Below are 24064 nucleotides of genomic sequence, written 5' to 3'. Positions count from 1 at the left end.
CATGAAACACATCGTCAAGCACATTCACTTCGTCGGCATCGGCGGAGCAGGGATGAGCGGCATCGCGGAAGTGCTGCTGAATCTCGGCTATCAGGTCAGCGGCTCGGACCTCTCGAAGAACGCCGTCACCGAGCGGCTGAAGGCACTGGGTGCGCGCGTCGAGATCGGGCACAACGAGCAGAACATCGAAGGCGCGAATGCGGTCGTCGTATCGACGGCCGTGCGTCCCGACAATCCCGAAGTGCTGGCCGCGCGCCACCGGCGCGTGCCGATCGTGCCGCGCGCCGTCATGCTCGCGGAACTCATGCGGCTGAAGCAGGGCATCGCCATTGCCGGCACGCACGGCAAGACCACGACGACATCGCTCGTCGCGAGCGTGCTGGCCGCGGGCGGGCTCGATCCGACGTTCGTGATCGGCGGGCGTCTCATCAGCGCGGGCGCGAACGCGCGGCTCGGCACCGGCGATTTCATCGTCGCGGAAGCCGATGAATCGGATGCGTCGTTCCTCAATCTTTTCCCGGTGATCGAAGTCATCACGAACATCGACGCCGATCACATGGACACCTACGGCCACGACTTCGCGCGGCTCAAGCAGGCGTTCATCGAATTCACGCACCGGCTGCCTTTCTACGGCATCGCCGTGCTGTGCGTCGACGACCCGAACGTGCGCGAGATTCTGCCGTTCGTCTCGAAGCCGATCATCCGCTATGGCATCGGCGCGGACGCGCAGGTGCGCGCGGTGAACGTGGAGGCGCGCGACGGCCGCATGCATTTCACGGCCATGCGCGAAGATGCGCCGCCGCTCGACATCGTGTTGAACCTGCCGGGCTTGCACAACGTGCAGAACGCGCTGGCGGCCATTGCAATTGCGACTGAACTCGAAGTGGCGGATGCCGATATCCAGCGGGCGCTCGCCGAATTCAACGGTGTCGGCCGGCGCTTCCAGCGCTACGGCGACGTGAAGACGAACGACAACGAAGGCGCGTACACGCTGATCGACGACTACGGGCATCACCCGGTGGAAATGGCCGCGACCATCGCGGCGGCGCGCGGCGCGTTCCCGGACCGGCGTCTCGTGCTCGCGTTCCAGCCGCATCGCTACACGCGCACGCGCGACTGCTTCGAAGATTTCGTGAAGGTGCTCTCCACCGTGGACGCGCTCGTTCTCACCGATGTTTATGCCGCAGGCGAAGCGCCGATCGTCGCCGCCGACGGCCGCGCGCTCGCACGCGCGATCCGCGTCGCGGGCAAGGTGGAGCCGGTGTTCGTCGAAACGGTGGATGAAGTGCCGGACGCCGTGACGACGCTCGCGCGCAACGGCGACGTGGTGATCACCATGGGCGCGGGCTCCATCGGCGGTGTATGCGGACGGCTCGCGCAGAGCCAGCCGCAGTGAAGACAGCAACAAACGACGTCATGAGTAACACAGTGAACAACATCGATCCGAAGGTCTTCGGCAAAGTGGCGGTGCTTCTCGGCGGGAATTCCGCCGAGCGCGAAGTCTCGCTCAATTCGGGCCGCCTCGTGCTGGAAGGGCTGCGAGAGGCGGGCGTCGACGCGCATCCGTTCGATCCCGCCGAACGCCCGCTGTCGGATCTGAAGGCGGAAGGCTTCGAGCGCGCGTTCATCGCGCTGCACGGCGGCTATGGCGAGAACGGCCAGTTGCAAGGCGCGCTGGATTTCTACGGCATTCGCTATACGGGCAGCGGCGTGCTCGGCTCGGCGCTCGGCATGGACAAGCTGCGCACCAAGCTCGTGTGGCAGCAGACCGGCATTCCGACGCCGCCGTTCGAAACCGTCTATCGCGGCGACGACTACGCCGGGCGCGCGCAGGAAATCATCGCGAAGCTGGGGCTGCCGCTCTTCGTGAAGCCGGCGAGCGAAGGCTCGAGCGTCGCGGTCATCAAAGTGAAGAGCGCAGAACGGCTTGCGCCGGCGCTGGAAGAAGCCGCGAAGTTCGACAAGATCGTGATCGTCGAGCAGAGCATCGAAGGCGGCGGCGAGTACACGTGCTGCATCGCGGGCGATCTGGACCTGCCGGTCATCAAGATCGTGCCGGCGGGCGAGTTCTACGACTACCACGCGAAGTACGTCGCCGACGACACGAAGTATCTGATTCCCTGCGGTCTCACGGACGCCGAAGAAGCGCGCATGAAGCAACTCACGCAGCGCGCCTTCGACATGCTCGGCTGCACGGACTGGGGCCGCGCCGATTTCATGCTGGACGCGGACGGCAACCCGTACTTCCTGGAAGTGAACACCGCGCCGGGCATGACGGATCACTCGCTGCCGCCGAAAGCGGCGCGTGCGGTCGGCATCAGCTACAAGGATCTGGTTGTGAAGGTGCTGTCTCTCACCCTCAAGAACTGACGAAGCGCAACCATGTGGAACAACGTTCGCCAGATGAATCTCGCCGCCAGCGCGCTCAACGCCATGCTCGTGTTGATGCTGCTGTGCGCGGCGGGCGTCTACGCGATCCAGCGTCCCGAGTTCCGGCTGCGCGAGATTCAGATCGACGGCGACACGACGCACATCAATTCGCCGACGGTGCGCGCGAGCGTCGTGGGGCACCTGAAGGGCAACTTCTTCACCGTCGATCTCGACACCGCGCGCACCGCGTTCGAACAGATGCCGTGGGTGCGCCGCGCGAGCGTGCGTCGCGTGTGGCCGAACGCGATCGCCGTGACGCTGGAGGAGTACAAGCCGCTCGGCACGTGGGGCAGCGATCAGTTGGTCAGCGTGGACGGCGAGCTCTTCACCGCGAATCAGGGCGAACTGGACGACGACCTTCCCGCGTTCGACGGTCCGGAAGGCACGGCGAAGGAAGTGGTCGCGCGGTATCACGACTTCCAGAAGTGGTTCGCGCCGCTCGACGCGCAGCCCGAGGAAGTCACGCTGTCGCCGCGTTTCGCGTGGACCGTGAAGCTCTCGAACGGCACGCAGATCGAACTGGGCCGCGAGCGTAATCAGGACACGCTCGATGACCGTTGCAAGCGCTTCGTCGCGTCGTGGGCAGCGGTCACGGGGCGGTGGGGCAAGGACATCGAATATGCGGATTTGCGTTATCCCAACGGCTTCGCGATACGCGCCGCCGGCATGCGCTTCATCAACGACACCGACAAGGCCAAGAAGTAAGCAGACATCACAGGCATGAGCACGCTATGAGCAAAGACTACAAAGACCTGCTGGTTTCCCTCGACATAGGTACGTCGAAGGTGGTCGCGATCGTCGCCGAATTGAAGGGCGAAGGCCACTACGAGGTGATCGGACTCGGTCAGAGCGACTCGAAGGGGTTGAAAAAAGGCGTCGTGGTCAACATCGAGGCAACGGTGCAATCCATTCAGCGCGCGCTTGAAGAAGCCGAGCTGATGGCGGATTGCAAGATCACGAACGTCTTCACCGGCATTGCGGGCAGCCATATCCGCAGCTTCAATTCGAGCGGCATGGTCGCGATCAAGGACAAGGAAGTCACGCAGACGGACGTCGCCCGCGTGATCGAAACGGCCAAGGCGATCAACATTCCGACCGATCAGCAGGTGCTGCACATCCTGACGCAGGAATTCATCATCGACGGTCAGGAAGACGTGCGCGAGCCGATCGGCATGAGCGGCATTCGCCTCGAAGTGAAGGTGCATATCGTCACGGGCGCGGTGAGCGCGGCGCAGAACATCGTGAAGTGCGTGCGCCGCTGCGGGCTCGAAGTGAACGACCTCATCTTGCAGCCGCTCGCGTCGTCGCTCGCGGTGCTGACCGAGGACGAAAAGGAACTGGGCGTCGTGCTCGTCGATATCGGCGGCGGCACGACCGACATCGCCATATTCAGCGAAGGCGCGATCCGTCATACGGCGGTGATCCCGATTGCCGGCGATCAGATCACGAGCGACGTCGCTATGGCGCTGCGCACGCCGACGCCCGACGCGGAAGACATCAAGGTGACGTACGGCATCGCGAAGCAGGCGCTCGCGGACCCGGACGAGATGATCGAAGTGCCGGGTCTCGGCGAACGCGGTCCGCGCACGCTGTCGCGTCAGGCGCTGGCGGCGGTGGTCGAGCCGCGCGTCGAGGAGCTGTTCTCGCTCGTGCAGCAGGTCGTGCGCGAATCCGGCTACGAAGAGTTGCTGTCGAGCGGCGTCGTGCTGACCGGCGGCGCGGCGATGATGCCCGGCATGGTGGAACTCGGGGAAGACATCTTCCTGAAGCCGGTGCGCATCGGCGTGCCCGAGTACGCCGGCGGTCTCGCGGATGTCGTGCGCAACCCGCGCTATTCGACCGCGATGGGCCTGCTCGCCGAAGGACGCTCGCAGCGCATGCGCGGTCGCAAGGTCGCGGTGCAGAACGGATCGATGGGGCAAGTGCTCACACGAATGAAAGACTGGTTCCTCGGAAACTTCTGAAGCTTGCGCGGAACAGAGCAGTACGAAACAAACGTATTTAAGTAATGAATATAATTCGCGCCGGTACCGGCGGCTAGCGCGCGGCGAGAGGTTGCCCGATCTCTCTCCGGATAACGCCGATCTTCATTCTTGACGGAGGCAACATGGATTTCGAAATGCTGGAAACGGAAACCAACGGAACGATCATCAAGGTGGTCGGAGTTGGTGGTGCGGGCGGCAATGCCGTTCAGCACATGATCAACCGGGGTGTGCAGGGCGTCGACTTCATCGTGATGAACACCGACGCACAGGCGCTCGCACGTTCGCGCGCGCCGCAAGTGTTGCAGTTGGGCATGACCGGTCTTGGCGCGGGCGCCAAGCCGGAGAAGGGCAAGGAAGCGGCTGAAGATGCGCGCGAGCGTATCGCCGATGCGCTGCGCGGCGCGCACATGGTGTTCATCACCGCGGGCATGGGTGGCGGCACGGGCACGGGCGCCGCGCCTGTGGTCGCGCAGATCGCGAAGGAAATGGGCATTCTGACGGTCGGCGTCGTGAGCAAGCCGTTCGAATTCGAAGGCGGCCGCCGCATGCGCGTGGCGGAAGCCGGCTCGCAGCAACTGGAGGATCACGTCGATTCGCTGATCGTCGTGCTGAACGACAAGCTCTTCGAGGTGATGGGCGACGACGCCGAGATGGACAAGTGCTTCCAGTGCGCGGATGACGTGCTGAACAACGCTGTCGCGGGCATCGCGGAAATCATCAACGTCGACGGTCTCGTGAACGTCGACTTCGAAGACGTGAAGACCGTGATGGGCGAGCAGGGCAAGGCGATGATGGGCACGGCGACCGTCGCCGGCGTCGATCGCGCGCGTCTTGCGGCTGAACAAGCGGTGGCGAGCCCGCTGCTCGAAGGCGTCGATCTGTCGGGTGCGCGTGGCGTGCTGGTCAACATCACGTCGAGCCGTTCGCTGCGTCTGTCGGAAACGCGCGAAGTGATGAACACCATCAAGAGCTACGCCGCCGACGACGCAACCGTGATCTTCGGCGCGGTGTACGACGACGCAATGGGCGACGCCCTGCGCGTGACGGTGGTCGCAACGGGCCTCGGCCGCGCGGCGAAGAAGCAGCAGCAAGCGCCGATGACGCTCCTGCGCACGGGCACCGATAACCAGCCGGTCGCGCACGCGTCGCACAACACGTACGCGCCGCAGCACGGTCAGGCAACGGATTACGGTTCGCTGGATACGCCGGCTGTGTGGCGTTCGTCGCGCGAAACGGCGGCATCGCACGTGCAGGCATTGCAGGAAAAGGGCGTCGATACGTACGACATCCCGGCGTTCCTGCGCAAGCAAGCGGACTGAAGCCGCGCCGTGCTCGTTGCTCGCTAGCTGGCAAGAGCAATGCAGCCACCGCAGGCACGCGCCGAGCATGAGACGGCGAAGCAGGTTTCGCGTGGGGCGACTGTCCAAGGCCGCGTCAGCATCAGACGCCAGGCCGTGGCCAGCCGACCTCCACGAATTTGCCGACGAGCAAATGAAACCTGAATCGTCGATCAAGCGCGAGGCGAGACTGCGGGACGATGCAATCGCAAGGAAGTTCGAGCACTGACGAGGGAAGGACCGAGCATGATCGAAGTGGGTGAAACGTTGCCCGATGCGCGTCTCTTCGAGTTTATCGAAGTGGCGAGCGAGGGCTGTGCCGTGGGACCGAATGGGTTCGCGGTGCGCGAGCGGACCGCCGGCAAGCGCGTGGTGATCTTCGGATTGCCGGGCGCGTTCACGCCGACGTGTTCCGCCAGACACGTGCCGGGTTATGTCGAGGCGGCGGATGAGTTTCGGGCCGCCGGCATCGACGAAATCTGGTGCGTTTCCGTCAACGACGCGTTCGTCATGAACGCGTGGGGACGCGATCTCCAAGCCGCGGGCAAGGTAAGGATGATGGCGGACGGCAGTGCGCGTTTCACTCAGGCACTCGGACTGGATCAGGATTTATCCGAGCGTGGCATGGGAATCCGTTCCCAGCGTTACGCGATGGTGGTCGACAACGGCGTGGTCAAGACGCTCGCTGTCGAAGCGCCCGGAAAGTTCGAAGTCAGCGACGCTCGCAGCATTCTGGCGACGTTGCGCTGAGCGCAGCGGCGTCGCGTTGTCTTTGTACAACGCTGGAAGACGCCCTCGCATTCGGCGACAACTTGGGGCCGATGACCGGAAATGCCTCCATTCCGGCCATCGGCCCGTTCTACTTGACTGGCCCTGCGTCGCGGCGTAACACAGGGAAACAGTTGATACCTCTTCGTTTGGGACGACTTACTCCGAATGGAGTATACTTCGGTCTATTAGAATTTAATGAACGATTAATTCTCTTTATTGGGAATTGCTATCGGAAAAAGATCATGTTGAAGCAGCGAACAATCAAGACCGTCGTCAAAACCGTGGGAATCGGGCTTCATTCCGGCCGCAAGGTCGATCTGACGCTGCGCCCGGCACCGGTTGGAACGGGCATCGTGTTTTCTCGGATCGACCTGCCGCAGCCGGTCGACATCCCCGCGTCCGCCATGGCGATTGGCGACACGCGGCTCGCGTCCGTGCTGCAAAAGGACGGCGCGCGTGTGTCGACCATCGAGCACCTGATGTCGGCGTGCGCGGGCCTGGGCATCGACAATCTGTACGTCGATGTCACCGCCGAGGAAATTCCGATCATGGACGGCAGCGCGTCTTCGTTCGTGTTTCTCATTCAGTCGGCGGGTATCGAAGAGCAGAACGCGCCGAAGAAATTCATCAAGGTGAAGAAGCCTGTCGAAGTGCGCGATGGCGATAAATTCGCGCGTCTCGAACCGTATTTCGGCTTCAAACTGAGCTTTACCATCGATTTCCGCCATCCGGCCGTCGACAAGACGGGTCAGGCGCTGGAAGTCGATTTCGCGACCACGTCGTATGTGCGCGAGATTGCTCGCGCTCGCACGTTCGGTTTCGCGCATGAAGTGGAAATGATGCGCGAGCTGGGTCTCGCGCGCGGGGGCAGCATGGACAACGCCATCGTGCTCGACGAGTACCGCATTTTGAACAACGACGGCCTGCGCTACGACGACGAGTTCGTGAAGCACAAGATGCTCGACGCCATCGGCGATCTGTACGTCGTGGGGCATCCGCTGCTCGCGTCGTACACGGCGTACAAGGGCGGTCACGCGATGAACAACATGCTGCTGCGCGAACTGCTCGCGAACGAAGAGGCGTTCGAAATCGTCACGTTCGAGGACACGCAGAAAGCGCCGCGCGGTTTCGCATTCGATACGCAGACGGCGTTTGCCTGATCATCGGCAAGAAGCAGGACAAAGGTGAGCGGCAGCGAAAGCGCCGCTCATTTTTTTTGCCCGCGCCCCTGGTGACGCGCCGCCATGCGCGCGAGCGCTTCCTGTAGCGGCGAAGGCGCGAGCGTCTCGGCGAGGTCGTGCAGCGCGGACGCGCCCGCCGCGGACATGCGCGCCTGCTTCGGTGGCGGCGCTTCCTTCATCGACTGGGGACGCACGCGGATTTTGAGCGAATCCACCGCCCAGCCGCGCTGCTGAAGATCCGACAGAAGCCGCGGCTCGATATGCCGCAAGCGCGCGGCGAGTGCATTGTGCGCGGCGAAAAGCGCGAGCACGCCGTCCTTGATGAAGCCGGGCTCGACGTTCGCCGCGAGATAGTCGGGCAGAAGCGCGGTCAGATCGCGCTGGAGCGCCGCCACTTGCTCGACGCCCGCGCGCAGGGCGCGGAACGCGTCGGTTCTGTCCAGCACGTCGGCCAGGGCTTGCGGACGGCGCGGATCGAACCGCCCCGGCGCAGACCTTGAATTTGTAGAAAAGCGGCTCATTTTTTAATCAGCGGACGCCTGATGCGACCGCTCGATTGTACCGCGAGCCTGACTTCCGCTTCTCGTGGACGCCCGCCGCGAAAGCCCGCGCGGCCAAGCTTTCAACGCGTTGACTGTCGCGTGGCGCAGACGCCGGAGCGCCCACGCTGACGCAAGATGTGCTTGACTCGCGTGCTAAAATTCCCGATTCGAATTTCACCCAATGGACTTAAGTCGCCGAGGTTTTCCGAGCCCGGACGCAGCATCGCGCTGCCGCCCGTCCGAAGCCGCGACGCAGACACTGATCCAATGACGACCGGTTTCCTTCAGAAGATTTTTGGCAGCCGCAATCAGCGGCTGGTCAAGCAGTACCAAAAGACCGTTGTGGCGATCAATGCCCTCGAGCCGACCGTCGAGAAATACACGGACGATCAGTTGCGCGCGAAAACGGACGAGTTCCGCAAGCGCGTCGCGAGCGGCGAGTCGCTGGACGTGATTCTTCCGGAGGCGTTCGCCGTCTGCCGTGAAGCGAGCCGGCGCGTGCTCAAAATGCGCCACTTCGACGTCCAGTTGATCGGCGGCATGGTTCTGCACTACGGCAAGATCGCGGAAATGCGCACCGGCGAAGGCAAGACGCTCGTCGCCACGCTCGCCGCGTATCTGAACGCGCTGTCGGGCCGCGGCGTGCATGTGGTGACGGTGAACGACTACCTCGCCCAGCGTGACGCCGAGTGGATGGCGCGCCTCTACAACTTCCTCGGGCTGTCGTGCGGCGTGAATCTGTCGCAGATGGAGCACTCGCAGAAGCAGCAGGCGTACGCGGCGGACATCACCTACGGCACGAACAACGAGTTCGGCTTCGACTATCTGCGCGACAACATGGTCTACGAGACCGACGCGCGCGTGCAGCGGCCGCTCAACTTCGCCATCGTCGACGAGGTGGACTCCATCCTGATCGACGAAGCGCGTACGCCGCTCATCATCTCCGGTCAGGCTGAAGATCACACCGACCTTTACGTGCGCATGAACGCGCTGCCGCCGCTCTTGGAACAGCAGATCGGCGAGGAAAAGGCGGACGGCACGGGCGTCGAAAAGCCGGGCGATTACACGCTCGACGAGAAAGCGCGTCAGGTGTTCCTCACCGAATCGGGCCACGAGAAGGCCGAGCGCCTGCTCGCCGAGTGGGGCCTGATCGGCGAAGGCGAGAGCCTGTACGCGCCGCAGAACATCACGCTGATGCACCACATCTATGCCGCTCTGCGCGCGCATACGCTTTTCCATCGCGACCAGCATTACGTGGTGCAGAACGGCGAAGTCGTGATCGTCGACGAATTCACCGGCCGCATGATGACGGGCCGCCGCTGGTCGGACGGTCTGCATCAGGCGGTCGAGGCCAAAGAGCACGTGCAGATTCAGGCCGAGAACCAGACGCTCGCCTCCATCACGCTGCAGAACTACTTCCGCATGTACGCGAAGCTGTCCGGCATGACCGGCACGGCGGATACCGAAGCGTACGAATTCCAGGAGATCTACGGCCTGGAGACGGTCGTGATTCCGACGAACCGTCCGCCGAAGCGCGTCGACAAGCAGGACCAGATCTACAAGACATCGAAGGAACGTTACGACGCCGTCATCCGCGACATTCGCGATTGCGTCGAACGCGGCCAGCCGACGCTCGTCGGCACGACGTCGATCGAAGCGTCCGAACTGCTGTCGGGCATGCTGATGCAAGCCGGCATCAAGCACGAAGTGCTGAACGCGAAGCAGCACGCGCGCGAAGCGGCAATCGTCGCGGAAGCGGGCCGGCCGGGCGTCGTCACCATCGCGACGAACATGGCGGGTCGCGGCACGGACATCGTGCTTGGCGGCAATGTGGAGAAACAGGCGTCGTTCATCGAAGCCGATCTCTCCATTCCCGAGAACGAGAAGGCCGCGCGCATCCAGAAGCTGCACGACGAATGGCAGGCGCTGCACGACCACGTGAAGGCGGCGGGCGGGCTGCATATCATCGGCACCGAGCGTCATGAATCGCGCCGTATCGACAACCAGTTGCGCGGCCGTGCGGGGCGTCAGGGCGATCCGGGCTCGTCGCGTTTCTATCTGTCGCTGGACGATCCGCTTCTGCGCATCTTCGCGGGCGACCGCGTGCGCGCCATCATGGATCGCCTGAAGATGCCGGAAGGCGAGCCGATCGAAGCGGGCATGGTCACGCGGTCCATCGAAGGCGCGCAGCGCAAGGTGGAAGCGCGCAACTTCGACATCCGCAAGCAACTGCTCGAATACGACGACGTCGCGAACGATCAGCGCAAGGTGATCTATCAGCAGCGCAACGAACTGCTCGAAGCGAACGACGTGCAGGAAACGATCGCGGCGATGCGTCATAGCGTGATCACGGACCTCGTGCGCACGTTCGTTCCGGCGGGCAGCATCGAAGAGCAGTGGGACGCGCCCGAGCTGGAAGAAGTGCTGCGCAACGAGTGGTCGCTCGATCTCGCCATTCAGGAGATGATCAACGAGTCGAACTCGATCGACGCCGAGGAAATCTGCGAAGCCGTTCTCGCCGCCGCCGACGAAGCGTACGAGGCGAAGGTCGCGCTCGTGGGCCGCGAATCGTTCAGCGCGTTCGAGCGTTCGATCATGCTGCAGACGCTCGACAGCCGCTGGCGCGAGCATCTGGCGGCGCTGGATCATCTGCGTCAGGGCATTCATCTGCGCGGCTACGCGCAGAAAAACCCGAAGCAGGAATACAAGCGCGAGGCGTTCGAACTGTTCGCCGCCATGCTGGACGCGGTGAAGCAGGAAGTCACGCGCATTGTGATGAACGTGCAGATCCAGTCGCCGGAGCAGCTGGAAGAAGCCGCCGAGCAGTACGAAGAGAAGGGCAGCCACGTCGAGAATGTCTCGTTCACGCATGCGGACTACAACGCGGCGGCCGCGCCCGCTGCGCCCGCAGCAGCGGCGGCCACGGCCACCGCGCAGATGATCAGCCAGGCGATGGCTGGCGGCGACGACATCAGCGTGGCCACGCGCCCCGCCGACGACGTGCCGAAGGTCGGCCGCAACGACCCGTGCCCGTGCGGCAGCGGCAAGAAGTACAAGAACTGTCACGGCAAGCTCGTATAACGAACTGTCCGTCCGACAAATCTGGCAAGCGACGCAGCAATGCGTCGTTTGTCTTTCCGGGTTCGAGCACGCGTTGCGCTGCGCGCCCGGCGTTTCACGGCGCTCCCGGCCTGCCGGGCGGCGTCAGTCTTTCACAGCGTGCCGGCGCATGCGAGCCGGCACTCGCCACCTTCAGCGAGTCGCGAACATGGCTGTCAACTTCCCCTCGATCGATCCCGCCGCGCTTCATCCGGTCACTGGCGTCACGCTAGGCTGGGCCGAAGCGAATATCCGCAAGCCGAATCGCAAGGACGTGCTCGTGATTCGCGTCGATGAAGGCGCGACGGTCGCGGGCGTGTTCACGCAGAACCGCTTCTGCGCGGCGCCCGTGACGGTGTGCCGCGAGCATCTGGACGCGGTGCGCGCGGGCGGCAAGGGCATTCGTGCGCTGGTGGTCAACACGGGCAACGCGAACGCCGGCACGGGCGAGCCCGGCATGGCGCACGCGCGCGAGACCTGCGCGGAGCTCGCGCGTCTCGCGGGCGTCGAACCGCAGCAGATTCTGCCGTTCTCGACCGGTGTGATTCTGGAGCCGCTGCCCATCGATCGCCTGAAAGCGGGGCTGCCCGCCGCGCTTGGCAACCAACAGGCCGCGCACTGGTTCGACGCCGCGCAAGCCATCATGACCACCGACACGCTGCCCAAAGCCGCGTCGCGTCAGGTGCAGATCGACGGCCACACGGTCACGCTGTCGGGCATCAGCAAGGGCGCCGGCATGATAAAGCCGAACATGGCGACGATGCTCGGCTTTCTCGCGTTCGATGCCGCCGTCGCGCAGCCGGTCCTCGACGAACTGGTGAAGCACGTGGCGGATCGCTCGTTCAACTGCATCACCATCGACGGCGATACGTCCACCAACGATTCGTTCATTCTGATCGCGTCGGGCAAGTCGAGCCTGCCCGCGATCACGTCCACCGATTCGCCCGCGTACGCCGCGTTGCGCGACGCTGTCACGTCCGTGGCGCAGGAACTCGCGCAGTTGATCGTGCGCGACGGCGAAGGCGCGACCAAGTTCATGACCATCACGGTCGAAGGCGGCAAGGACGTCGCGGAGTGCCGCCAGATCGCCTACGCGATCGGTCATTCGCCGCTTGTTAAGACGGCGTTCTACGCGTCGGACCCGAATCTGGGCCGCATTCTCGCCGCCATCGGCTATGCGGGCGTGACGGACCTCGATGTCGGCAAGATCGACCTGTATCTCGACGACGTGCTCGTTGCGAAGGCGGGCGGACGCAACCCCGACTACCGCGAAGAAGACGGCCAGCGCGTGATGAAAAAGAGCGAGATCGCCATTCGCGTGTTGCTCGGCCGCGGCCAGCAGCAGGCGACCGTCTGGACCTGCGACCTCTCGCACGACTACGTGAGCATCAACGCGGATTACCGCTCGTAAAGCGCGCCCGATCGGCGCGCAAAGAAATGGACATGGACAAACTCGAACAATTTCTCACGCGCGCCGAGGCAGTGCTGGCGCGCATCGAAGGGATGCTGCCGCCAGCCGCGCCGGAAATCGACTGGGAATCGGCCGTGGCGTTTCGCTGGCGCAAGCGGCAAGGCCGCGGCTTTTTGCAGCCGGTGCCGGCCATCTCGCAGATTGCGCTCGGCGACCTGCAAAACATCGACCGTCAGAAGGCGCTCATCGAGCAGAACACGCGGCAGTTCGTCAACAAGCTGCCCGCCAACAACGTGCTGCTCACGGGCGCGCGCGGTACGGGCAAGTCGTCGCTCATCAAGGCGTGCCTCAATGCGTACGCGAAGGACGGCCTGCGCCTGATCGAAGTCGATAAGGACGATTTGCACGATCTCGGCGATATCGTCGATCTGATCTCGACGCGGCCTGAGCGTTTCATCGTGTTTTGCGACGATCTCTCGTTCGAAGAAGGCGAGTCCGGCTATAAGGCGCTGAAAGTGGCGCTGGACGGCTCGGTCGCGGCGCAGTCGGACAACGTGCTGATCTATGCGACCTCGAACCGCCGGCATCTGCTGCCCGAGTACATGAGCGACAACGAGACCTACAAGCACACGCCCGATGGCGAGATTCATCCCGGCGAAGTGGTCGAGGAGAAGATTTCGCTGTCCGAACGCTTCGGGCTGTGGGTCAGCTTCTATCCGTTCAAGCAAGACGACTATCTGTCGATCGTCGGGCACTGGCTGAAGCATTTCGGCTGCGACGCGAGCGAGATCGAAGCCGCTCGCGGCGATGCGCTCGTCTGGGCGCTCGAGCGTGGATCGCGCTCGGGCCGTGTGGCGTGGCAGTTCGCGCGCGACTGGTCGGGCCGCAAGCAATGAGCGGCGCGTCGGACGTTGGGAAGGATATCGCACCCGATGGCCGCAAGGTGACGGAAGTTGCCGTCGGCGTGATGGTGCATCCGGATGGCCGTTATCTGCTCGCGCAGCGCCCCGAAGGCAAGCCGTACGAGGGCTACTGGGAGTTTCCGGGCGGCAAGCTGGAACCGGGCGAGAGCGTCGAAGCGGCGCTCGGGCGCGAATTGCACGAGGAACTCGGCATCGACGTGACCGCGTGCGAGCTGTGGCGCACGCTCGAGCACGACTATCCGCACGCGTACGTGCGGCTATTCTTCTGCAAGGTGATGGAGTGGACCGGCACGCCGCTCGGCCGGGAAGGGCAGGCTATTGCGTGGCAGACGCTGCCCGTGGAGGTGGGCCCGCTGTTGCCCGCCGCCATTCCCGTGCTGGAGTGGCTCGCGGCGGAAGCGCAGCCATAGTGCGCGTTAGTTGAGACCGCCGTGCGAGTCGTCGTCCGGCGGCGTTTCCTGAGAGTTACCGGAAATACGGTACTTCTCGGTCGCCCAGGCGCCGAGATCGATTTGCTTGCATCGCTCGGAGCAGAACGGACGAAAGCGGTTTTCCGGGACCCAGCGCACTTCCTTCGCGCAGGTCGGGCATTTGACGACAGTGGTCATGACGGTGAGACGTTTTGGATTGAGCCAGCGTTGATCGACATTCGATCATATAAGGCCGAAGCGCGTGGTTCAAAGACTGCAAAGCGTCAGATGAAAGGGCACGTCGACATCGACGGCGCGCGGTTTCAGATCGCCGTCCTGCACGGTGAAGCGCACCCAGAGCATGTATTTGTTCGCGCTCGCCTCGGGAATGACGCGCACTTCCGGCGAAACGCGCACCTGCATCAACTGATAAGTACGGCCGGAAAGCATCTGCTGATAGCTGCCCTGCATGGCCATGACCTTCGACGCCTGGCCGGATTCGCGCGCGAGCCGCAGCACGATAGCGGCGGCGTCGCGTAGCGCGAGCATCGGCATGACCCATTTGGCGATGTCCTGACGTCGATCTTCGACAGGCAACTGCTGCCACGCGTAATACGACGGCAGGTCGAACTTGCAGGTTCCACCGGGAATGATCGTGCGGCTGCGAATGCTCGCGAGCCATTCGTTGTCGGCCAGATGCTGCCCCGTCTTGCCGTGCATGTCGGTGAGCCCGGCAAGCGTCTGCTCGATCTCGCCGAGAACGGCTTCCAGCGCTTCCTGTTCGATGCCCGGATTGCCGCGAAACGGCGCGAGTGTCTGCCGCTGCCGTTCAAGTTCCTTCATTAGATCGGCTTTGAGGTCCGTACGGCCCGCGACTTCCGCGATCTCGAACAGCGTGGTGAGCGCAACGTGGTGTTCCCGGGGATCTTCCTGCGTGAGGAAGAACGTGAAGCGCTCGAACAAGTCTTCGAGACGCAGCAGCGTCCGAATCCGCTCGTTGAAGGGATACTCGTAAAGAATCAAGCGCTCGCCTCGGCGTGGGTCGGTTGCTTCCATGAGCGGAAGTCAGGACATTCTAATGCCGCATCTTTACCCTAGCAAATCGGCTCACATTTACGGCGCTTTTGACGCGGTTCGCGGCAATAAATGGAACTTTTTCTGATGTTTCAGGCAAGCAATGCGCTACCCACGCTTTGTCAGGGACGCGAGTTCCAGATATCGCGCGTGCAGCGCCTCGACGTCGTGCGCCAACGATTCGAGCGTGGCTGAGTCGTCGTTGAGCACGATGTCGTCCGCTGCGGCGAGGCGTGTTTCGCGCGATGCCTGCTTCGCGATGATCGCCAGCACCTGCTCGCGCGAAAAGCCGTTGCGCCGCATGACGCGCGCGATCTGCGTCTCGACGGGGCAATCGACGACAAGCACGCGCGATACTCGCGACGCCCAGTTGCCCGACTCGACGAGCAGCGGCACCACGACGATGTGGTACGCGCCACCGGCCGCCGCCCGCTGGCGCTCCGTCTCCGCGCGGATCAGCGGATGAAGGATGGCTTCGAGACGAGCGCGCGCGGTGTCATCGGAGAACACGAGTTCGCGCATCTTCGCGCGATCCAGCGAGCCGTCCGCCGCGACATACGCGCTGCCGAACTCGCTCGCGATCAGCGGCATCGCGACGCCGCCCGGCGCGCTTACCTGATGCGCGATGAGATCGGTATCGACAAGCGGTACGCCGCGCGCCGCGAAGAGGTCGGCGACCGTGCTCTTGCCGCTGCCGATACCGCCCGTCAAACCGATGCTGAACATCCGTTGCTCCCTTCGCTCATCCGAACAGTGAATAGAGCGGCGTTCCGATAAAAAGCGTGATCGCGCCACCCGCCGCGAGAAACGGGCCGAAGGGCAACGGTTCCTCGAAGCGCATGCGTCCGCGCCATGTCGCGAGGATACCGAACAGCGCGCCCGCCACCGCTGAAATCAGCAGCACCTGCGCGAGCGCCGCCCACCCGAGCCACGCGCCGATGGCCGCGAGCAGCTTGAAGTCGCCGTAGCCCATGCCTTCCACGCCGCGCGCCAGTTTGAAGAGCCAGTACACGCACCAGAGGAACAGATAGCCCGCGATCGCGCCGATCACGCCGTCATGCAGCGTCGCAAAGCCGCCGTCGCCGAAGTTGACGATGAGCCCTGTCCACAGCAGCGGCAACGTGAGCACGTCAGGCAGGTAGCGCGTGTCGTAGTCGATCAGGCCCGCGGCCAGCAGTGTCGCGCAGAGTCCGAATGCGGCGAGCGCGGGCCAGTCCGGACCGAACGCATAGAGCGAGAGCGCAGCGAAGGCGCCGGTCGCCAGTTCGATCAGCGGATAACGCGGACTCACGCGCGCGCCGCACGCGGAACAGCGCCCGCGAAGCGCGAGATAGCTGATCACCGGAATGTTCTCCCACGCGCGCAAGACGTGACCGCAATGCGGGCAGGCGCTGCGTGGAACCGCGATGTTGAACCGCGCAGGATAGCCGTCCGGCGGCGGCTTCGGTGCATCGGGCAGCGCCGCGTCGAGTTCCGCGCGCCACGCGCGTTCGAGCATGACCGGCAAGCGATGCACGACCACGCTCAGAAAGCTCCCGACAATCAGCCCGAACACGATCGCAAACGCGTATTGCGCGGCCACCGGCAACGCGGCGAACGTTGCCAGATAAGGGCTCGCGTGGTGCGCGGCGGACGGAGTCATCGGAGGCTGCATGGTCGTAATGCGATGTCTTTGGCCCGCGATGCTACACCACGTTGCCGAGCTGAATGATCGGAAGATACATGGCGATGACGAGTCCGCCGACGAGCGCGCCCAATACCGCGATGACGAGCGGTTCGCACAGGCTCGCGAACGCGCCGATGCGCTCGTCCACCTGACGATCGGCGAGCGCCGCAAGATCGAGCAGCATGGAGTCGAGCGAGCCGGATTCTTCGGCGACGGCAATCGGCTGCACCACGTCTTGCGGAAAGCAGCCGAGCGCGCGCATCGCGGCGGCGAGCCGCTCGCCGTTACGCAGACGGGACGCGATATCGACGGTGGCGCTATCGAACACCGGACTGCCCGTGGCCTGCGAGAGCGAATCGAACGCGTCGGAAAGCGGCGTGCCGGCTGCGAGCAGTGTGCCGAGCGCGCGGCTCCAGCGCGCGACGGCCAGTGACCGGAGCAAGGGACCGGCAATCGGCAGCTTGAGCGCGATGCGGTCCGCCGTCTCCCGCGCGTGGGCCGATCGCTTGATCAAGCGAGCCGCGACGAGCGTCATGCACGCGCATACCGCGATGAACGGCACGCCGTGACGCCCGACGGCATCGGACAACGCGAGCACGAAGCGCGTCGGTGCGGGCAGCGCGGCGCCGAAGCCGTCGAAGATGGTCTTGAAAGTGGGCACGACGCCGATCAGTAGTCCTGCCGTGATCGCGAGCGACAGCAGCAGCACCATGACCGGATAAGCAAGCGCCGCGCGCAGCTTCGCGCGCTGGGCGCTGGCCCGCTCGCGATCGTCGGCGAGACGCGCGAGCACCGCGGGCAGCGCACCGGCTACTTCGCCGACCGCGACCAACTGACAGTACAACGCGCCGAACGCCGGGTGACGCGCGAGCGCGGCCGAGAACGGCACGCCGCGCGTGATGTCGCGCGCCAGCGAACGCACGATGCGCGGCAAACCGCCGCGCCCGCCCGCGTTGCCGAGCAGTTCGAGCGCGCTCGCGAGCGGCAATCCGGCGCGGAGCAGGCCGGCCAACTGTCGGGTGAACACGCCGATTTCCGCCGACGATGCCTTGGGCGGCGGCGCTGCCCCCAACGCGTCGAGTTCGAGCACGGTCACGCCTTCCCGGCGCAACGAGGCGCGCGCCGAAGCGGAATCTGCCGCGATCAGCTTGCCGCGCTTCGCCGTGCCTTGAGCGTCGATGCCGCGCCATGCGTAGCGCATCTCGCGCATCTCGCGCATCTCGCGCACCTCGGATAAGTCGGCGGCCATCACGCGATCTCCGTCGCGTCGGCCGCTTCCGCGACGCTCGTCACGCCTTCGCGCACGCGTGCGAAAGCGGCGTCGCGCAAGGCGGGCATGCCTTCGGACTGCGCGAGCCGCGCAACGGCGTGCGTCGCCGCGCGACCGACGATCAACTCGCGGATACCGTCCGACACCGGCATCAACTGATGCACGCCGACGCGCCCGCGATATCCGATGCCGTGACAGGCCGGGCAGCCACGCGGCTCGAACGGACGAAAACCGTCGACGAGCGTCAGCGCGGACGGCGCGCGGCAAGCGTCGCAGAGCTTGCGCACGAGCCGTTGCGCCGTCACGAGCCGCAGCGCCGACGCGAGGTTGTACGGCGCGATGCCAATGTCGATCAGGCGCGCGATGGCGGCGGGCGCGTCGTTGGTGTGCAGCGTCGAGAGGACGAGGTGGCCGGTTTGCGCGGCTTTCACGGCGACGTCGGCGGTTTCGGCGTCGCGAATCTCGCCGACCATGATGACGTCCGGGTCCTGCCGCATGAACGCCCGCAGCGCGACCGCGAAGGTAAGGCCCGCCTTCTCGCGCACGCTGACCTGATTGATGCCCGCAAGCTGAATCTCGGCGGGATCTTCCACGGCGCAGATGTTTCGCGCTTCGGCGTTGAGCATCTGAAGGAAACAGTACAGCGAAAGCGTCTTGCCGCTGCCGGTCGGACCCGTGACGAGCACGAGGCCGTGCGGCGCGCGAATGGCGGATTCGACGACGCCGCTTTGTTCGTCACTGAGGCCGAGCGCGCCGAGCGACAGGTCGCGCGGCAACGCATCGAGCCGGCGCAGAACCAGCTTCTCGCCGAAGAGCGTCGGCAGTGAACTCACGCGATAGTCGCCGCTCTGGCCGCCCGGCAAGGCGAGCCGCAGCCGTCCGTCCTGCGGCACGCGACGTTCCGCGATATCCATGCGCGCGAGCACTTTGATTCGCGTGACGAAGGCATCGCGCAAATGCGGCGGCGGACGGCGCAGAAGATGCAACGCGCCATCCACGCGCAGCCGGATGCGCCATTCGTGCTCGGACGGCTCGACGTGAATATCGGAGGCGCCGCGCTCGGCGGCTTCGCGCAAGGTGTCGGCGAGCAGCGAAACGGCGGGCGAGTGAGCGTCGGACGTTGCCTCGAAGGCGGGGTCGGCCGGGCGTGGGAACGCGGCGGGAGGAACGGAATTCATCGGCGGTAGCGGGACGGGGGTCGGGATCGGAACGAGATGACCGATCATCCCGCCGTCCCGCCTGCGCGCCTACTCGTCCGAATGGCTAACGCAATGCGCGCTTCGTCGGCGCGGCCGGACGAAAGATCTTGACCGTGCGAACCGCCTGATCGTCGCTGCGCATGACTTCCAGATACACGCCGCCGATTCGCATCGCCACGTCGCCGTCCGGAATGTCTTCGAGCGTTTCGAGGATCAGGCCGTTGAGCGTCTTCGGTCCGTCCGTCGGCAGCGTCAGCTTGAGCCAGCGGTTCAGCTCGCGCAGCGGCATGCTGCCCGGCACGATGCACTCGCCGTTCTCGTCCCAGCCGCGCGAGCCCGCGCCGCGCGGAATGGTCGACGTGAATTCGCCGATCAGCTCCTCGATGATGTCTTCCGGCGTCACGAGCCCTTGCAGCTCGCCGTATTCGTCGACGACGATCGCGATGCGGTGACCGCTCTCCTGGAAGTACTGCAACTGCTGGAAGACAGGCGTGCCGGCGGGCACGAAATAAGGCTCGGTCAGCAGTTCGCGCAGCGTCTCGCGCTCGAGTTCCTGGTTGTGCAGCGCCGACAGCGTCTTGCGCACGTGAAGGACGCCGAGCACGCGGTCGATATCGCCCTGATAGACGACGAGCTTGTTGTGATAGCACGTCTCGAGCTGATGCAGGATATCGTCGAACGGGGCGTCGAAGTCGAGCGCCTCGATACGGCGGCGCGGGATCATCACATCATCGACGGAGATGTTTTCCAGATCGAACAGATTGAGCAGGATGCTGCGGTGCTTGGTCGGCATGAAGCTGCCGGTTTCCAGCACGATGGTGCGCAGTTCTTCGGGCGAAAGACGCTGATCGCGCTTGCCCTTCAGGTTGATATGCAGCGCGGCGAGAAGCGCGTTGGCAAAGAGGTTGACGAACCACACGAGCGGCCGCGCGATGCGCATGAGCGGCGCAAGCACGAGGCTCGCCGGCAACGCGACCTTTTCGGGATATGTCGCGCCCACGATCTTCGGCGCAATTTCCGCGAACACGATGATGAGAAACGCGATCACGCCTGTCGTGACCGAGAGCACGACGTTGTCGTGCCCGAACGTGTGCAGCGCGATGGACGTGGTCAGCACGGGAATGATCGTGTTGATCAGATTGTTGCCGATCAGGATGACCGAAAGCAGCTGATCCGTCTTGGCGAGCAAACCTTGCGTCGTGCGCGCGCCCAGCGAGCCCTGGCTGGCCAAGTATTTCAGCCGATGGCGATTGAGCGCCATCATCGACGTTTCAGAGATGGAGAAAAAACCGGAGAGGAACAGCAGCAGAAAAATGGCGCAGATTTGCGCCCATAAGGGAAGGTTGTCCACGCGGTGATCGAGTAGGGGCGGTGATGGATGGACTATAGCAGACGGCTCTCCCGGGCCGCCGGGGCTTGCCAGTGGGCTTTCCGCCGGGGCATCGGCCGGAAAAGAAAAAACCCGCATGGCGAACCATGCGGGTTTTTGCAATTCTGGTCGGGGTGAGAGGATTCGAACCTCCGGCCTCTACGTCCCGAACGTAGCGCTCTACCAGGCTAAGCTACACCCCGAATTCGTTACTTGGACGCTTTTGGCTCCGAAGTCTCTTTCAAGACTGCCTCGACGTCGAGTAAGAACATAATTCTAGCAGGCTCTCTTTGTAAATGGAAGCGGGGAATGCAGAAATCGCGTTCGCCGCTGCCTGCGCCTCTTTGCGCGCGCATTCAAGCGTGTGATCCAACGCGCCCGACGTGGTGATGGCGTGGAAAATCGTCTCGAAGCGGTCCGTGCCGCCGTGCTCGATGGCTTCGCGCGCGAGCGCCGCCTGTTCCGCCGTGCCGTGCTCCATCAAATAGATGAGCGGGAGAGTGGGCTTGCCTTCGCGCAGATCGTCGCCGGCGTTCTTGCCCATGGATTCGGGCGTGCCGGTGTAGTCCAGCCAGTCGTCCATGATCTGGAACGCCGTGCCGATGCGCCGGCCAAATTCCGCCGCCGCCGCTTCCGTGCGCGCGTCCGCGCCCGAAAGCACCGCGCCTAGTTGCGCGGCCGCCTCGAAGAGCTTCGCGGTCTTGTAGCGAATGACCTGCATGTAGCGCGCTTCGTCCACATCCGGGTCGTGCATGTTGAGAAGCTGCAGGACTTCGCCTTCGGAAATGATGTTGGTCGCGACCGACAGGATCTCCATCACGCGCATCTTGCCGACGCTCACCATCATTTCGAACGAGCGCGAGTAGAGAAAATCGCCGACGAGCACGCTCGCCGCGTTGCCGAAGAGCGCATTGGCCGTCTTGCGGCCGCGGCGCAGGTCCGATTCGTCGACGACGTCGTCGTGCAGAAGCGTGGCCGTGTGAATGAACTCGACCACGGCGGCCAGTTCATGGCGATGCCCGGTCGTATCGCCCAGCGCGCCCGCCACGAGCAGCAAGAGCGCCGGACGCAGCCGCTTGCCGCCCGCGCCGATGATGTACTCGGAAATCTGGTTGATGAGCATCACTTCTGATGCCAGGCGCTGCCGGATGACGCGATTGACCTGCTGCATGTCCTCGGCGATCGGGGCAAGCAGTGCGGCGGCGTCGGGGGAGGAAGTGGCGGTGGACGACATGATCGGCAAATGAGGTAATGCGGCGGATTATAAGGCGAATCGGACCCGCGACGAATCACCGGGCGCTTTGCGGCGTCCTTCGCGCACCGCTTTGCGGCTGCTATCGCCTCCAGCGGGCTGCCAAAGCCGCTTGCGCGAAATGTCAATGCCTTTTGACGCGGCGTCTAAGCCTATGTATAATCTCGTGTTTTCCCCGCGCGGTGCGTGGAAAAACGAATTCTGAGTGAGGTTCTCAATGTACGCGGTCATAAAAACCGGCGGCAAGCAGTACAAAGTTGCCGTTGGCGAAAAATTGAAAGTAGAACAGATACCGGCAGACATTGACGCTGAAATCACGCTCGACCAGGTTCTCGCAGTAGGCGAAGGTGAATCGATTCAGTTCGGTACGCCGCTGGTCAGTGGGGCTTCCGTCAAGGCTACCGTCGTGTCGCAAGGTCGTCACAAGAAAGTGACCATCTTCAAGATGCGTCGCCGGAAGCACTACCAAAAGCACGCTGGCCATCGCCAGAACTACACCGAACTGCGCATCGACGCGATCAACGCTTAAGCGTCGCGCAACGGTCAAGGAGCTATAGCAAATGGCACACAAAAAAGCAGGCGGGTCTTCCCGCAACGGCCGCGATTCGGAATCGAAGCGCCTCGGCGTGAAGGTTTACGGCGGCCAGGCAATCAATGCAGGCGGCATCATCGTTCGCCAGCGCGGCACGCGCATGCACCCGGGTGAAAACGTCGGCATCGGCAAGGATCACACCTTGTTCGCGCTGACGGACGGCCACGTCCAGTTCACGACGAAGGGCGCAGCGAAGAAGCACACGGTCGTCGTCGTCCCGGCAGCAGCGTAAGGTTCACTGCACGGGCTTCAGGACCGCAAAAAAGGCCCCGCGAAGTTCGCGGGGCCTTTTTCATTGGCGCGCCGGAAAACGCAGCGCCCACAGAATCGAAGCATATGAGTGCCCGGCACGCGCCGGTCACGGCAAAATAGCGTGTCGACTGAGCGAGTTCGAACTCGCGGCAGTCATCGCACTGAAACACGGGACGGAGCAACGCATGAAGTTCATTGACGAAGCGAGGATCGAAGTCATCGCCGGCGACGGGGGAGATGGCAGCGCGTCGATGCGCCGCGAAAAGTTCGTCCCGTTCGGCGGGCCGGACGGCGGCGACGGCGGGCGCGGCGGCAGCGTCTACGCGGTCGCGGACCGCAACATCAACACGCTGATCGACTACCGGTTCGCGAAGAAACACCAGGCGCGCAACGGCGAAAACGGTCGCGGTTCGGACTGCTACGGCAAAGGCGGCGACGACATCACGCTGCGCATGCCTGTCGGCACCATCATTTCGGATCAGGAAACGGGCGAGATCATCGCCGACCTGACCGAGCACAATCAACAAGTGCTGATTGCGCAAGGCGGCGCGGGCGGTCTCGGCAACCTGCACTTCAAATCGAGCACGAACCGCGCGCCGCGTCAGAAGACCGACGGCAAGCCGGGCGAGCGCCGCATGCTCAAGCTCGAACTGAAGGTGCTCGCGGATGTCGGCCTGCTCGGCATGCCGAACGCGGGCAAGTCGACGTTCATCGCCTCCGTCTCGAATGCGCGGCCGAAGATCGCGGACTATCCGTTCACGACGCTCGCGCCGAATCTCGGCGTCGTGCGCGTCGGACCGAGCAAGAGCTTTGTGATCGCGGATATTCCGGGGCTCATCGAAGGCGCGGCGGAGGGCGCGGGCCTCGGCCACCGCTTCCTGCGCCATTTGCAGCGAACGGGCGTCTTGCTGCACCTCGTGGACCTCGCTCCGTTCGATGAAAACGTCGATCCGGTCGCGGAAGCGAAGGCGATCGTCAACGAACTGCGCAAGTACGACGAGTCGCTCTATGAGAAACCGCGCTGGCTCGTGTTGAACAAGCTCGACATGGTGCCGGAAGACGAGCGCGCGGCGCGCGTGAAGGACTTCCTCGAACGGTTCGAGTGGGACGGCCCGGTGTACGAAATTTCGGCGCTGACCGGCCAAGGCTGCGAGGCGCTGGTCTACGCCATCTACGACTACATCTCGACGCATTCGGACGCGTCGCGCGCAGCCGAAGCGGAAGATCTCGCGGCCGACGTGCGTTTTCGCGATGACATCGCCGGAAATAAAGCGGACGACGAAGACAGATAACCGAGGAGA

Annotated in this window: 23 protein-coding genes and 1 tRNA gene; 14 read left to right on the top strand and 10 right to left on the bottom strand. The window is 64.0% G+C overall.

Translation table 11 applies throughout. The annotated features are described in order from the left end of the window. The first annotated feature begins 1 nt into the window (after position 1). The 7 genes from murC to lpxC all read left to right on the top strand — a co-directional run bounded on the left by murC (position 2) and on the right by lpxC (position 7683). Positions 2-1396, top strand: coding sequence for a UDP-N-acetylmuramate--L-alanine ligase (gene murC, locus NCR35_RS13335; RefSeq protein ID WP_248320541.1), 1395 nt, complete (start codon positions 2-4; stop codon positions 1394-1396). Positions 1397-1428: 32 nt separating this feature from the next. Further along, positions 1429-2370, top strand: a complete 942-nt coding sequence (locus NCR35_RS13330; protein ID WP_250534732.1) for a D-alanine--D-alanine ligase — start codon at positions 1429-1431, stop codon at positions 2368-2370. A gap of 12 nt (positions 2371-2382) precedes the next feature. Continuing rightward, on the top strand, positions 2383-3135 hold the full coding sequence (locus NCR35_RS13325) for a cell division protein FtsQ/DivIB (RefSeq protein WP_244847283.1): 753 nt from the start codon (positions 2383-2385) through the stop codon (positions 3133-3135). Positions 3136-3161: 26 nt separating this feature from the next. Then, positions 3162-4394, top strand: coding sequence for a cell division protein FtsA (gene ftsA, locus NCR35_RS13320; RefSeq protein ID WP_159837031.1), 1233 nt, complete (start codon positions 3162-3164; stop codon positions 4392-4394). A gap of 143 nt (positions 4395-4537) precedes the next feature. After that, a complete protein-coding gene (ftsZ, locus tag NCR35_RS13315; RefSeq protein ID WP_175945177.1) occupies positions 4538-5734 on the top strand; it encodes a cell division protein FtsZ in 1197 nt (398 codons plus the stop codon). A gap of 264 nt (positions 5735-5998) precedes the next feature. Next, on the top strand, positions 5999-6502 hold the full coding sequence (locus NCR35_RS13310; RefSeq protein ID WP_206467070.1) for a peroxiredoxin: 504 nt from the start codon (positions 5999-6001) through the stop codon (positions 6500-6502). A gap of 263 nt (positions 6503-6765) precedes the next feature. Beyond that, the gene (gene lpxC / locus NCR35_RS13305; RefSeq protein WP_175945173.1) at positions 6766-7683 is read left to right on the top strand and encodes a UDP-3-O-acyl-N-acetylglucosamine deacetylase; all 918 of its coding nucleotides are present in this window, start codon (positions 6766-6768) and stop codon (positions 7681-7683) included. 47 nt (positions 7684-7730) lie between these two features. Here the strand turns inward: lpxC and NCR35_RS13300 are convergent, their stop codons facing one another. Continuing rightward, entirely contained in the window at positions 7731-8225 is a 495-nt protein-coding gene (locus tag NCR35_RS13300; protein WP_248320540.1) for a DciA family protein, read from the bottom strand. Positions 8226-8513: 288 nt separating this feature from the next. Here NCR35_RS13300 and secA point away from each other — a divergent pair, with 288 nt between their 5' ends. From secA to NCR35_RS13275, 4 genes are all read left to right on the top strand, one after another. Continuing rightward, positions 8514-11327 (top strand): preprotein translocase subunit SecA, encoded by a 2814-nt coding sequence (gene secA / locus NCR35_RS13295; protein ID WP_244847279.1) that lies wholly within the window; start codon positions 8514-8516, stop codon positions 11325-11327. A 187-nt stretch (positions 11328-11514) separates the two neighbouring features. Further along, positions 11515-12756 carry a bifunctional glutamate N-acetyltransferase/amino-acid acetyltransferase ArgJ gene (argJ, locus tag NCR35_RS13285; RefSeq protein WP_250534690.1) on the top strand — a complete coding sequence of 414 codons (1242 nt, stop codon included), beginning with the start codon at positions 11515-11517 and terminating at the stop codon, positions 12754-12756. Positions 12757-12788: 32 nt separating this feature from the next. Continuing rightward, positions 12789-13652 carry an ATP-binding protein gene (locus tag NCR35_RS13280; RefSeq protein WP_175945164.1) on the top strand — a complete coding sequence of 288 codons (864 nt, stop codon included), beginning with the start codon at positions 12789-12791 and terminating at the stop codon, positions 13650-13652. Then, a complete protein-coding gene (locus NCR35_RS13275; protein WP_284502981.1) occupies positions 13649-14089 on the top strand; it encodes an NUDIX domain-containing protein in 441 nt (146 codons plus the stop codon). Before NCR35_RS13280 ends, NCR35_RS13275 begins: the two co-directional genes overlap by 4 nt. Positions 14090-14095: 6 nt before the next feature. Here NCR35_RS13275 and NCR35_RS13270 read toward each other — a convergent pair whose 3' ends face one another. The 9 genes from NCR35_RS13270 to NCR35_RS13230 all read right to left on the bottom strand — a co-directional run bounded on the left by NCR35_RS13270 (position 14096) and on the right by NCR35_RS13230 (position 21901). Continuing rightward, a complete protein-coding gene (locus tag NCR35_RS13270) occupies positions 14096-14287 on the bottom strand; it encodes a DNA gyrase inhibitor YacG (protein WP_175945160.1) in 192 nt (63 codons plus the stop codon). 69 nt (positions 14288-14356) lie between these two features. Next, positions 14357-15112 carry a cell division protein ZapD gene (gene zapD, locus NCR35_RS13265; protein WP_175945315.1) on the bottom strand — a complete coding sequence of 252 codons (756 nt, stop codon included), beginning with the start codon at positions 15110-15112 and terminating at the stop codon, positions 14357-14359. A 159-nt stretch (positions 15113-15271) separates the two neighbouring features. Beyond that, positions 15272-15889 (bottom strand): dephospho-CoA kinase, encoded by a 618-nt coding sequence (gene coaE / locus NCR35_RS13260; RefSeq protein WP_250534689.1) that lies wholly within the window; start codon positions 15887-15889, stop codon positions 15272-15274. 16 nt (positions 15890-15905) lie between these two features. Next, positions 15906-16817, bottom strand: a complete 912-nt coding sequence (locus NCR35_RS13255) for a prepilin peptidase (protein WP_250534688.1) — start codon at positions 16815-16817, stop codon at positions 15906-15908. 31 nt (positions 16818-16848) lie between these two features. Further along, positions 16849-18078 carry a type II secretion system F family protein gene (locus tag NCR35_RS13250; protein WP_250534687.1) on the bottom strand — a complete coding sequence of 410 codons (1230 nt, stop codon included), beginning with the start codon at positions 18076-18078 and terminating at the stop codon, positions 16849-16851. After that, positions 18078-19277, bottom strand: coding sequence for a GspE/PulE family protein (locus NCR35_RS13245; RefSeq protein ID WP_250534686.1), 1200 nt, complete (start codon positions 19275-19277; stop codon positions 18078-18080). The genes NCR35_RS13250 and NCR35_RS13245 overlap by 1 nt, the downstream gene beginning before the upstream one ends. A gap of 85 nt (positions 19278-19362) precedes the next feature. Further along, entirely contained in the window at positions 19363-20649 is a 1287-nt protein-coding gene (locus NCR35_RS13240) for an HlyC/CorC family transporter (RefSeq protein WP_244847271.1), read from the bottom strand. 144 nt (positions 20650-20793) lie between these two features. Further along, a tRNA-Pro gene (locus tag NCR35_RS13235) sits at positions 20794-20870 on the bottom strand. Between the two features lie 38 nt (positions 20871-20908). Then, positions 20909-21901: a polyprenyl synthetase family protein gene (locus NCR35_RS13230; RefSeq protein ID WP_244847270.1), complete on the bottom strand. Its 993-nt coding sequence runs from the start codon at positions 21899-21901 to the stop codon at positions 20909-20911. A gap of 235 nt (positions 21902-22136) precedes the next feature. Here NCR35_RS13230 and rplU point away from each other — a divergent pair, with 235 nt between their 5' ends. The 3 genes from rplU (at position 22137) to cgtA (ending at position 24055) form a co-directional block, all read left to right on the top strand. After that, on the top strand, positions 22137-22448 hold the full coding sequence (gene rplU, locus NCR35_RS13225) for a 50S ribosomal protein L21 (RefSeq protein WP_008342953.1): 312 nt from the start codon (positions 22137-22139) through the stop codon (positions 22446-22448). A gap of 31 nt (positions 22449-22479) precedes the next feature. Further along, positions 22480-22743: a 50S ribosomal protein L27 gene (gene rpmA, locus NCR35_RS13220; RefSeq protein ID WP_175945147.1), complete on the top strand. Its 264-nt coding sequence runs from the start codon at positions 22480-22482 to the stop codon at positions 22741-22743. Positions 22744-22948: 205 nt separating this feature from the next. Further along, the gene (gene cgtA / locus NCR35_RS13215; RefSeq protein WP_250534685.1) at positions 22949-24055 is read left to right on the top strand and encodes an Obg family GTPase CgtA; all 1107 of its coding nucleotides are present in this window, start codon (positions 22949-22951) and stop codon (positions 24053-24055) included. Positions 24056-24064 lie beyond the last annotated feature (9 nt).

The sequence above is a fragment of the Caballeronia sp. AZ10_KS36 genome, assembly GCF_023631105.1.
Lineage (GTDB): Bacteria > Pseudomonadota > Gammaproteobacteria > Burkholderiales > Burkholderiaceae > Caballeronia.
This window is presented reverse-complemented; position numbering and strand designations above follow the sequence as displayed.